Raw genomic sequence first — 12,045 nt, 5'->3', positions numbered from 1 at the left:
TTAATCAAAATGTTTGTTATGATAAGAAAAAAACAGACGAGAAAGGAGAATAGAAATGCAATATATTAATGGAGAATGGTGTCAGGCAACCACAGGAAAAACCTATCCAGTCTATAATCCAGCTACCGGTGAAGTTATTGAACAGATAGCAAGAGGTGGAAAGGAAGAGGGGAATTTAGCAATCGATGCAGCAAAGAATGCTTTGCCTTCATGGTCAAAGAAAACAGCTAAAGAACGTGCTTTTTATCTGAAAACAGTATCGGAAAAGTTAAGGGAGAGAATAGATCATCTCGCAACCATTATTACGACGGAAATGGGTAAACCAATAGCAGAAGCAAAAGGAGAAGTGAACTTAGCTGCTGACTATTTAGAATGGTATGCTGAAGAAGGAAAACGAATCTATGGGGATACAATACCTTCTAGTTCTGAAACAAAGCGAATCATTGTGCTAAGACAGCCAGTTGGCGTCGTTGCTGCCATTACGCCATGGAATTTTCCAATTGCCATGCTTGCTCGAAAAATAGCGCCGGCTCTTGCTGCTGGATGTACAGTTGTCTTAAAGCCTGCTGAATCTACGCCTTTAACAGCCATTGAGGTAATGAAGATATTTCATGAAGTAGGACTGCCAAAAGGTGTGTTAAATTTAGTCCACGGGGAAGCAGCTCCAATTGGCGAGGCGATGATGGAAAGACAAGAAGTAAGAAAAATAACCTTTACAGGATCCACTAAGGTTGGAAAAGAACTTGCAGCAAAAGCTGCAGCTACCATGAAAAAGATATCAATGGAGTTAGGGGGACATGCTCCATTTATTATTTTTGAAGATGCCGATTTAGAAAAAGCAGCAGAAGGAGTTATTGCAAGTAAGTTTCGTAATGCTGGCCAGACATGTATATGCACAAATCGTATTTATGTCCAGAGAACTATTGCAGAGCGTTTCTCCGAAATATTGGTAACGAAAATGGACAAATTAGTAGTTGGGAATGGCTTACAGCCAGAAGTAACAATTGGACCACTAATTAATGAAGCTGCAGTAGCTAAAACAGAGGACCATATTTCTGATTCTGTTAAAAAAGGCGCAAAAGTAGTATATGGGGGAAAGAAACCTACAGGGGAAGTCTATAAAAAAGGACATTTCTATGAACCGACCATTTTATTACATGCTACCCATGAAATGAAAATCGCAACAGAAGAAACATTCGGACCAGTCGCGCCAATTTTTGAATTTGATACAGAAGAAGAAGCATTACATCTTGCCAATGATACGTCGTATGGATTAGCGGCTTATTTTTATACAAAAGATGTATCTCGTGTCTTTAGAATGTCTGAAAAACTAGAATACGGAATAATTGGCATTAATGATCCGGTACCAACAACGGCACAAGCCCCATTTGGAGGAGTAAAGGAATCAGGAGTAGGTCGTGAAGGTGGAAGATATGGTTTAGAGGACTATTTAGACTATAAATTTCTTTCCTTAGAATTAGAGCTTTGATTTGTTTGATAGGGGGAAAATTCATTATTCAGGCTATGCCAACAAACTAGATGAAACAGCCTCTTTAAAAAAATAGAGTAAGAAATTCTGACAAAAAGGAAGAAAGTTGTACAATGATATGATATTATCCAATAAACAGAATATTCACTATTTTAATAAGTGGATAGATCACGTTTTGCTTGTATGATGTGAGCATTTGGTCGACAAAGGAATCGCTCATTCATTCTGCTATATCTATTGGGGGTGATAATCATTTTAGTTGATCAACTACCAAGAACACTAGGAGAATTGAAGCAAAGCATCATGAGGGAAAACAATCTTGTGAATCAATTGATTTTCAAAGTTGGTCTTACCGAACAGCAGATTAGTTTAATGGATAATAAAATTATTATTATTGCTAAGCATAAACGTATTCCTGTACTAGAAATAATAGAAAGTTCAAGTGATAACCTTGCGGAGATCATTGATCGTCTATTAATTGATAAATACAAGGAACTGCTTTTGCGTAATTTAGAAGAAAAACTGCACTTTAATGTGCAGCTAATATTAAAGGACTATGATTCCATGAGAGAAATTAGTGGAACAATTATTTTGTTGGAAAACAAAATTGAATCCTATTTGGCTGGTTAAATGAACTCTATTTAAGAGAGCAGGAAAACCGTCAGAATTAGACTGAGCGATTACGCTCGGTAAATTCTGGCGGTTTTTTTATTTGGAAAAAGCAAGTGTATATATAATGGCAATTCAAAGGAAAGAAGGGAGTTTCACTATGTATAAACTAGAGGTTCGCCAAACGAATAAAATTTTTAAAAAAGAAGGGAAAGAGGTTGTTGCCTTAAAGGATGCCAATTTAAAAATCGAAGAAGGAAAATTTATCAGTTTAATTGGTCCGAGTGGCTGTGGAAAATCGACGTTATTTAATATAATTGCAGGGCTTATTAAGCCAACGACAGGTGAAGTGCTTCTCGATGGCAAGAATATCGTCGGAAAAAATGGAAATGTAGGCTATATGCTTCAAAAAGATTTGCTACTACCTTGGAGAAGTATTTTGCAAAATGTGATATTAGGACTGGAAATCAAGGGAGTTACCAAGAAAGAGGCGATCGAAAGAGCAATGCCCCTTCTGCAAAAATATGGCTTAGGTGGGTTTGAACATCATTATCCAGATGAATTATCTGGCGGCATGAGACAAAGAGCAGCATTATTGCGAACCCTTTTATACGATCAAGATATCATTTTGCTTGACGAACCTTTTGGTGCCTTAGATGCACAGACTCGGTTGCTGATGCAAACATGGCTTCTTAATATTTGGACTGATTTTAAGAAAACGATTCTTTTTGTAACCCATGACATAGATGAAGCGATTTATTTGTCAGATGAGATTTATGTTCTATCTCCGAGACCTGGACGGATTAAGGAAAAGGTAGATGTACATTTATCAAGACCACGAAATGAACAAACGTTATTACAACCAGCATTTATTGATTTAAAACAGCATTTATTTGCTTTATTAAAGCAAGAAGTAGTCTTAGAAAAATAATTTACATAAAGGAGGAGTTAGACATGCGTGACAATCCAGAGCAAATCATATTGCCGCATAAGGTGAAAGTGAAAGAGATAGACTCATCCATTCTTATTGAGGATGAAGAGCTAAAGGAGAGAAGAAGGAAACGGATTACGCTTATTGGGCAGCTTTTAATCGGTATTTTTGGCTTTGTTCTTTGGGAGTTGTTTGCAAAGTGGAAAATCATTGATGCTTATTACTGGAGCAGCCCATCGATCATATGGGAAACAGGCCTTATTGCTTTTACGGAAGGGACTTTATGGAGCGACCTCCTATATACATCAGGAGCAACGATATTAGGGTTTCTATTTGGGACTTTTTTTGGGGCATTACTTGGATTATCCTTCTGGTGGTCCTACTTTTATTCCAGAATAGCGGAGCCTTATTTAATTGCTTTTAACGCCATTCCGAAATTAGCATTGGCTCCGGTATTAGTCATTCTTTTTGGAATTGGTTTTAGTTCAAAGGTTGTTTTGGCATTTATGATGACGGTTATTGTCACAGCCATTGCGGCACATAGTGGGGTGAAGAGTGTTGATTCTGATTTAGAAAAAATGCTTTTTTCTTTAGGAGCCAAAAAACATCATATTTTTGCGAAAGTCGTTATCCCGTCTGCGATGCCATGGATTGTCAGTAGTTTGAAAATTAATATTGCATTAGCGTTAGCAGGTACAATCGTAGGCGAATTTATTAGTTCTAGACAAGGAATTGGTCGAATGATTTTGTATGCGGGACAGATTATGAATATTAATTTAGTTTGGGTAGGGGTTGTTGTTTTATCCATTCTATCTGTACTGATGTATGTTGGCACCGTATGGCTAGAAAAACGTTTATTAAGAGGACGAAGAATAAGAGAGTAACGATTTTAGGATTAATTAAGGATATAAAAAGTATGCATAGAGGGGGAGAAAAGGAAATGAAAAAAAGTGTTTTCTTTAAAGCTGGAATTTATTTGTTGCTTCTTTTAATGATTTTAAGTGGATGTTCCTCATCAGAAGGTACAAGTGGAGAAGAAAAGTCTGAAAGTGGAACAAAAAAGCTTGTTATTGCAGAACCAGTTCACTTAATTGGCTATTTACCATTATATGCAGCGATTCGAGAAGGCTTTTTTGAAGAAGAGGGGCTGGAGGTGGAAGTCATTACAGCAACAGGAGGAGCACATGTTACTTCAGTAGTAAGTGGGGATGCGTGGGGAAATATCGGTGGTCCAGAATCAAATCAGATGGCAAACACAGGTAACTCTGACCCGATTGTTTCTGTAGTAAATGTCGTAAACCGAGCGAATGTCTACCTAATGGCGGATACAGAACAAACAATAACAAATACTAGTAAGGAGAGCCTTGCTGAATATTTAAAAGGTAAAACCATTGCGGCTGGGCGATTTGGTGGAAGTCCCAACCTACTAACTCGCTGGTTATTAATGGATGTAGGATTAGATCCTGAAAAAGATGTCAAACTAGAAGAACCAGCAGATGCTAGTGCTGTCGTCTCTTTAGTGGAATCTGGTCAAGCTGACATCGCAAATGGAGCAGAACCACAAATTACAGAAGGAATAAATAAAGATGTCTGGGCCGAACCATTTTACAGCTTTGCAAGTCTTGGAGATTATCCATATTCTGTTTTAAGTGTCAAAAAATCAACTATAGAAGAAGATCCAGAGACGGTAAATAGCTTTGTAAGTGCTGTTATGAAAGGATTAAAGTTGATTGATGAGGATCATGAATTGGCACTGGAGATCTTAAAACAGGAGTTTCCTTCTACCTCAGAAGATAGCTTACAGGCTTCACTTGATCGAGCTTATGCAGATAGCCTTTGGAGTATAGATGGATTTATAACGGAAGAAGCGCTTGCGAAACCAATGGAAGTTGTAGAAAAAACAGGCGTTTACACAAATGGCTATAGTTATGATGAGTTAATTGACATGCAGTTTGTAGAGGCACTTTCCCAATAAACGAAAATTGCTTAAAAATACGGTAAAAAGAGTAGAAGTGAATTTGACTTGAAAGGATGAAACAGATGAAGTTGGAATGGAATCCACAACATAGTGCTTTACTAATTGTTGATGTTCAGAATGATTATTGTCATAAAGAAGGATGTTTGGCTAAACAGGATTTGGACGTTTCCATGGTCGAAGAAATGATGCCTAATCTAAAAAATATGATTGCAACTATGAAAGAGGAAAATGTTCCTATTATATATATCCAGACGATCCATGAGAATAGTACGGATTCGGAAACGTGGATTAAACGATTAAAAGGAAAGAATCAAACAAACTTATGTAGAAAGGATACGTGGGGAGCGGAGTTTTATCAATTAGAACCAGATAATGATGATGTTATTGTGATAAAACATCGATACAGTGCATTTATTAATACAAGATTGGATTCCGTACTTAGAGCCTTGAAAATCGAGACACTTTTAATGGCAGGGGTTAGTACAAATATTTGTGTGGAATCAACAGCAAGAGATGGCTTCATGCTTGATTATGATGTTATTTTCTTATCTGACTGTACAGCAGCCTTCTCAAGAGAGGCACACAATATGACATTGCAAACCATCAATCAGTTTTTTGGTACAGTTGTTACTAGTAATGAAGTTATCCAATCTATTCATGCTATACCTGTTGGAAGTGAATGAATTCATTCGAGATTTTGATTACTTTAGTAGTAGTAAAATGTATATAGGAGAGAATGATTCTCTCCTAATATACTCACAATTAAAAATATGCAGATGTTCAACACCACAAAGGATGATTCAAATGACTAAAAACAAGATAAGCTATTTGGAGGTAAGGAATGAGCCAAAAGCAGAGGATAAAAAGTATCAATCGATACTTTTATTGTTATCTGTATGTACAGGCGCTTTTTTATCTCATTTTTCTGCAGGCTTTGTCAATATTGCTTTAACCGATATATCGATTGATTTTTCTGCAAAGCTATCTATCACACAATGGATTGTCAATGGCTATCTTCTATCCATCATGCTATTTTTACCGCTAATGGGTAAATTAGCTGATCAATTTGGAAAAAAACGTATACATAATATGGGCTATCTTATTTTTGCCGTAGGGGCATGTGGTTCTGCGTTATCATCAAGTATCCCCATTTTAATTATTGCGAGAGTTATCCAAGGTGGTGGTGCTGCCATGTTACAGGCCGTTAATATGGCAATTGTAACAGATGCCTATCCTGAAAAACATCGGGGAAAGGCACTTGGCATTATTAGTACTTCTGTTGGAATAGGTGCTTTATTAGGTCCTTCCGTTGGTGGGTTCTTTATCGAAGCATTTTCTTGGCATATGTTATTTTGGACCGTTGTGCCAATAAGCATCGGAGCCTATTTTTTGGCACAAAAATTTGTGCCGAGGGATAAGAGCTTTCAGAACTCCAGTTTTGATTATAAGGGGAGCATCTATTTTGGGATAGGGATTGTTTCGTTTGTTTTTGTACTTAACTCAATAGGGGAGGGTGTTTATAAGGTATATTTATTAGGAATAGCATGTGTTAGTGTTGCATGTTTTCTTTTCTTTTTTTTCCATAGCAGGAAGGAAGAGCATCCCTTTATACAGCCCTCCATTTTTTCTTCCCCAATCGTTAAAGCAGGTGGGTTGATTTTAATGGCGAGCTATTGTGCAGCGTTTGCTTCTACTGTCATTATGCCGTTTTATTTACGAGGCGTATTAGGATTCTCAGCAGATCAATCAGGACTTTTATTAATGTGTTATCCATTATTTCTTGCAGTACTCGGTCCAATAAGTGGATCATTATCAGACCGATTTGGCGGGGGAAAGGTAGTAGTAATTGGTTTAGGACTATTATGTATGACCATGCTTGGGCTTAGTTTTTTAACACCAGGAACATCTTTAGCAACATTAATTATTTTGTTTAGTTTATTAGGTTTTTCAATGGGGATTTTAACCACACCGAATTACAGCATTATGATGCTATATGTTCCCCTGCAATATTTGGGAATGATGAGCAGTACGATTGCTTTGCTTCGTAATATCGGAATGGTTATCGGAACAGCACTTGCGATTACCTTTATGAATACATGGCTAGATGGCACGATAACAGATTGGATGAATGATACAAAGCGCTCAGAATTCGAGGCAGTAATGCTAGGTTTCCATTATTTATTTCTACTTTTGTTTATCCTTTTAGTGTTGATTGGTATTTACTTTCTTTATTCTATTTTGCGAGGTAAAGATGATGAAAGAGGTTTTTCTTAAAAAATTATGTGGATTCTTGTGAATTTTGCTTTAATTTTTAATTATATTAGCCAACCTTATGAATATATCAGTCAAAAGCAAGGGGAAATCAGCCAAAATAAAGTTATATCAGCCAAACCAATTCAATTTAGTTCCCCAAAAAAGGAGTATGGAACAGATTGTCCTATACTCCTTTCACCTCATATTTAGATTTATTCTTTATGATTAAACTGTGATACAATATCCATTAATTCATCGGCCATACTAGATAAAGATTCTGCAGATGCTTTAATTTCTTCCATGGATGCGAGTTGCTCCTCTGTAGAAGCGGCAACCTCTTCTGTACCACTCCCATTTTCTTTAGAAAGAATGGCAATCTCGTTAGCAACCTCCACCACATCTTCAATTTGTGTCGTAATCTTGGCAACTGTTAGGGCAACTTCTTCTATTTCTGGAGCTACTTTTTGCGTATTTGATACAATGATGGAGAAAGATTCAACGGTATTGGTTGATATGCTTACTCCTGTCTTCGCTTTATCCAATGTCTCATTCAACATGGTGACTGCTTCAGATGTATCCTGCTGAATTCCATGTAAGGACTGTGAAATATCTTGTGCAGATGCTTGTGACTGCTCCGCTAATTTACGAACCTCATCAGCAACAACTGCGAATCCTTTCCCATTTTCCCCTGCTCTAGCAGCTTCAATGGCAGCATTTAATGCTAATAGATTTGTTTGGTCAGCAATATTGCTTATTAATTCAATCATTTTTCCAATTTCATTTGATCGATCAGCCAAGGCGGCAATAATCGAATTGGAACGTTGAACAGAGTCATAGATGAACTCCATTTGATTCAAATTATCATGAACTTGTTTCGTTCCTTTTTCTGCATTTGTAAAAGCAGCTTGTGATAGTGCAGATACATGCAAGGAACGTTCCTTAATTGCCTCCACTCCGTCAAGAATCGAATCTAGGGCGAGCTTGTTATCAGAGATTTTAGCAATGGTATGCTCATTGCTCTCAGCAATAGACTGTATAGAGGACGCGACTGTAGCAGATGCATTACTCGATTGTTCTGCACTTGCAGTTAATTGTTCTGCGGATGCTGCCACAAGAGTAGAGCTATCTGTCATATTGGAAATCATGAGCGATAAATTATCTTTCATTTGCTCAAAAGCCTCGTTTAAATAGTAAATTTCATCTTTTGCTTTAATAGAGAATTTATCTGTATGTAAGTTCCCTTTAGCAACTTTCTGCATATTTGTTTTCAAACTTTGAATCGGCTTCGTAATAAGAGAAGCGTGTAGGAAACCAATAGCTAAAGAAATAGCAGTAACGAAAACACTAACTATCATAACAAATAACATTTTTTGTTTAGAGTGTGTTTGAGCACTTTCAATTTCTGGATTCAAGACATCATTTGTCAGCAAAATATTTAAGGTCTCAGCCTGTTGTGATAAGTTATCAGATAGTGTAGTAACCTCATCTAAAGCAGTTTGAGAAGGAGTAATGCTATTCATCAGTGCGTTAGCCTTATGTGTAAGTTCTTTATTTAAAGTCTTTAATTCATTTAATCGTTTTTCTATTTCTGCATTGGTAGAGATTTTAATCCCATTGTCTACAAAAGTATCAATATTACTGCTTGCTCCATTTACTCTGTTTTTGTAATCAGAGGTTCCATAGACAAAATAACCTCTTACGTTTGCAATTTGTCTAGATGCATTTGTGTTGATTTTTTCTGAGATAGAGCGTAATTCTGTAACTGTTTCGATTAAATAATCATATTTTTCTACAGTTTCCTTTGTACTTCTATAAGAATAATAGGACAGAATCATAAATAAAATAGAAACAATCAGAAAACTTGCTAATAATTTCTGCTTAATGGATGTTCTCATGTTATTCTCCTTTCTTTTATAACACGCATAAGATGAAATGGACTTATTAAGCTTTTCAAAAGAATCTAGCAACTTAATGTACATCGCTTTATATCGACGAAAATCCTCTAATTTTTAGTAGAAAAAAAGAAGTCGGAATAAAAAGAAAAGCGGTAATAATTCAATAGAATCATTGGATTTTAGTGTTGCTAACTAAAGGAATGATTTAGGAAAAAGAGGGGTATACAGTAGTATCAATAGATAGAGAGGTGTACATCCAATGGCTAATCCAGATATTACAATGTATTATTTCGAACAAAATAGATATATACCAAATCACCCTTATTTGCCTGCTTTACATTATAAAAGGGCAATGGAGAATAAGGAGGAAAATATAGAAAAAGTTTTTCATTTAAATAATTGGAAAAATAGTTGGACGAATGGAGTTTTTCCATACCATCATTATCATAGCAATGCACATGAAGTACTTGGTATTAAAAAAGGATCTGTTTTATTACAAATAGGTGGGGAAGGTGGATCAAAGCTTATTGTAAAGCATGGAGATATTTTATTGCTTCCAGCTGGAACAGGTCATAAAAAATTATCTGCTTCACCAGACTTTGAAGTGGTTGGGGCATATCCTAATGGAGTAGAGTATAATCTCAAAAAAGACGTGGAGGAGGACTTGGAAGGGGTACAGGAGGAAATCGAAAATGCCGTGTTCCCTGTTGCAGATCCTGTTTATGGGGAAAGTGGTCCTCTTGCAAAAATGTGGAGAAAAAAATAATTTTTTGAAGATAATCTTTATGGAACCCTTATCACTGTAGGTATTAAGGACTACTCAGAGATATTGGTTCCATAAAAGCGCTTTTTAAAAAATCTTTACTTATATACATATTTTAGGTAATGTAAAAGATATATCGTCACATTAATTTAAAAGGTGGGAGAACAGCGACAATGGTTTATAAAGAAATCGTAGAAAAGTGGACAAGTTTTGCAGGATTAGAAGCTAACTTAAAGGCGCAACTAACAGAATTACAAACATCTGATAAGTTGCTGGAGGACAGTTTTTATAAGCATTTGGAATTTGGTACTGGCGGTATGCGTGGAGAATTAGGGCCTGGTATTAACCGAATGAATATTTATACTGTTCGTAAAGCAGCAGAAGGATTAGGGAAATACATAGTAGAACAAGGAGAAGAAGCGATGAAACGCGGAGTAGCTGTGGCGTATGATTCCCGTCATCAATCTCCAGAATTTGCTTTAGAGGTTGCGAAAGTAGTAGGGAAGCTTGGAGTTAAATCCTATGTATTTGAAGAACTTCGTCCAACACCAGCATTATCTTTTGCTGTACGCTATCTAAATACATTTGCTGGAGTAGTGATTACCGCTAGTCACAATCCTCCTGAGTATAATGGATTTAAGGCATACGGAGAAGACGGTGGACAACTTCCTCCTGAGGCTGCAGATATCATTATTAAATATGTAAATGAAGTAGAAGACGAGCTTACAATAGATGTTTTAGAAGAAAAAGAGCTATTAGATAAAGGACTATTGACATATATTGGTGCAGATGTAGATGCTGCCTATGTAGAACAATTAAAGACAATTCAATTAAATCGTTTGCCAGAAGCAAAGGATTTAAAAATAGTTTATACGCCATTACATGGTACAGGAAACAAGCCAGTTCGTGCAGGATTAGAAGCATTCGGATTTGAAAATGTAACGATTGTAAAAGAACAGGAATTACCTGATGCAAACTTCTCAACTGTAAAATCGCCAAATCCAGAAGAGCATGCCGCTTTTGAAATTGCGATTCGTTATGGCAAAGAAATCGATGCGGATATTCTTCTAGCAACAGATCCAGATGCAGACAGATTAGGAGTTGCGGTTAAAGATTTAAGTGGAGAATACACGGTTCTAACAGGAAACCAATTAGGTGCATTAATGCTTGAATATCTACTATCAGAGAAGAAAGCGAAAGGCATTCTTCCTGATAATGGTGTTGTAATCAAAACGATTGTAACATCTGAAATTGGGCGCACTGTTGCCAAAGCTTATGGAATTCCTACAATTGATACATTAACTGGATTTAAATTTATTGGTGAAAAAATTAAGGAATTCGAACAAACACATGAGCATACATTCCTTTTTGGATATGAAGAAAGCTATGGCTATTTAATTGGTGATTTTGTTCGTGATAAGGATGCTGTTCAATCTGCTATTTTTGCTGCAGAAGTTGCTGCATACTATAAAGCAAAAGGCTTAACACTTTACGAAGGTTTACTAGAAATCTTTGAAAAGTACGGCTACTATCAAGAAGGATTAGAGTCCTTAACATTGAAAGGGAAAGATGGAGCAGAACAAATTGCTTATATTATGGACACTTTCCGTAAAGCTCCAATCAAAGAAGTTAATGGCTTAAATGTTGTTGCAGTAGAAGATTATTTAACAAGTCAACGTCAAGAAGGCTTAACAGAAACATTGATTGATTTACCAAAGTCCAATGTAATCAAATATTATCTAGATGACGGTTCATGGTTCTGCTTACGTCCATCAGGAACAGAGCCGAAAGCTAAGTTCTACTTTAGTGTAAATAGTTTTACTTTAGAAGAAAGCACAAGTAAGCTGAGCGCATTGAAGGCAGGCGTTATGGAACAAGTGAACACTGTAATCGCTGGATATAATAAGTAAAACTAATTGAGTATAACTAAAAAGAACTATCAATCTCTTCTTCCGATGCTTTATATGCATCGGAAGAAGAGATTTTTTTAGGTTTTTTAAAAAAATGCAAAAATTAAAGTTTAAAGCTATTTTATGTTTAAAAATGCAAAAATGGCCTAGGCGAAAATTCGATGTTTTATGTCGAAATAGTGACAAAACTTGAAATTTCGACATTTGGCAATCTTCA

The 12,045-nt window shown here is 36.2% G+C and carries 10 protein-coding genes and 1 pseudogene; 9 read left to right on the top strand and 2 right to left on the bottom strand.

Translation table 11 applies throughout. From position 1 onward, the window contains the following. Positions 1 to 55 precede the first annotated feature (55 nt). From QQZ16_RS00865 to QQZ16_RS00835, 7 genes are all read left to right on the top strand, one after another. Complete coding sequence (locus QQZ16_RS00865) at positions 56 to 1,489, top strand: NAD-dependent succinate-semialdehyde dehydrogenase (protein WP_031540404.1); 1,434 nt, start codon at positions 56 to 58, stop codon at positions 1,487 to 1,489. A 237-nt stretch (positions 1,490 to 1,726) separates the two neighbouring features. Further along, the gene (locus QQZ16_RS00860) at positions 1,727 to 2,119 is read left to right on the top strand and encodes a Na-translocating system protein MpsC family protein (RefSeq protein WP_285846403.1); all 393 of its coding nucleotides are present in this window, start codon (positions 1,727 to 1,729) and stop codon (positions 2,117 to 2,119) included. A gap of 139 nt (positions 2,120 to 2,258) precedes the next feature. Continuing rightward, positions 2,259 to 3,029, top strand: coding sequence for an ABC transporter ATP-binding protein (locus QQZ16_RS00855; protein ID WP_109767437.1), 771 nt, complete (start codon positions 2,259 to 2,261; stop codon positions 3,027 to 3,029). 23 nt (positions 3,030 to 3,052) lie between these two features. Continuing rightward, positions 3,053 to 3,913, top strand: coding sequence for an ABC transporter permease (locus tag QQZ16_RS00850; RefSeq protein ID WP_284560985.1), 861 nt, complete (start codon positions 3,053 to 3,055; stop codon positions 3,911 to 3,913). Between the two features lie 56 nt (positions 3,914 to 3,969). Then, entirely contained in the window at positions 3,970 to 5,004 is a 1,035-nt protein-coding gene (locus tag QQZ16_RS00845) for an ABC transporter substrate-binding protein (protein ID WP_284560984.1), read from the top strand. A gap of 56 nt (positions 5,005 to 5,060) precedes the next feature. Then, positions 5,061 to 5,690 (top strand): cysteine hydrolase family protein, encoded by a 630-nt coding sequence (locus QQZ16_RS00840; RefSeq protein ID WP_031540399.1) that lies wholly within the window; start codon positions 5,061 to 5,063, stop codon positions 5,688 to 5,690. A gap of 121 nt (positions 5,691 to 5,811) precedes the next feature. Further along, positions 5,812 to 7,281 (top strand): MFS transporter, encoded by a 1,470-nt coding sequence (locus tag QQZ16_RS00835; protein ID WP_284560983.1) that lies wholly within the window; start codon positions 5,812 to 5,814, stop codon positions 7,279 to 7,281. 191 nt (positions 7,282 to 7,472) lie between these two features. Here the strand turns inward: QQZ16_RS00835 and QQZ16_RS23205 are convergent, their stop codons facing one another. Next, positions 7,473 to 8,393, bottom strand: coding sequence for a methyl-accepting chemotaxis protein (locus QQZ16_RS23205; protein ID WP_446715442.1), 921 nt, complete (start codon positions 8,391 to 8,393; stop codon positions 7,473 to 7,475). 30 nt (positions 8,394 to 8,423) lie between these two features. Next, positions 8,424 to 8,615, bottom strand: a pseudogene (locus QQZ16_RS23200) (HAMP domain-containing protein); the annotation flags it as partial. Positions 8,616 to 9,414: 799 nt separating this feature from the next. Between QQZ16_RS23200 and QQZ16_RS00825 the strand changes: the two are divergent. Next, a complete protein-coding gene (locus QQZ16_RS00825; RefSeq protein WP_235250500.1) occupies positions 9,415 to 9,921 on the top strand; it encodes a cupin domain-containing protein in 507 nt (168 codons plus the stop codon). 170 nt (positions 9,922 to 10,091) lie between these two features. Continuing rightward, positions 10,092 to 11,828 (top strand): phospho-sugar mutase, encoded by a 1,737-nt coding sequence (locus QQZ16_RS00820; protein ID WP_235250508.1) that lies wholly within the window; start codon positions 10,092 to 10,094, stop codon positions 11,826 to 11,828. Positions 11,829 to 12,045: the final 217 nt, after the last annotated feature.

This window comes from Bacillus sp. T2.9-1 (assembly GCF_950097965.1).
In the GTDB taxonomy this organism is placed as follows: Bacteria; Bacillota; Bacilli; order Bacillales; family Cytobacillaceae; genus Niallia; species Niallia hominis.
The sequence above is the reverse complement of the archived record's forward strand: the minus strand, read 5'-3'. Positions and strand labels throughout refer to the sequence as shown.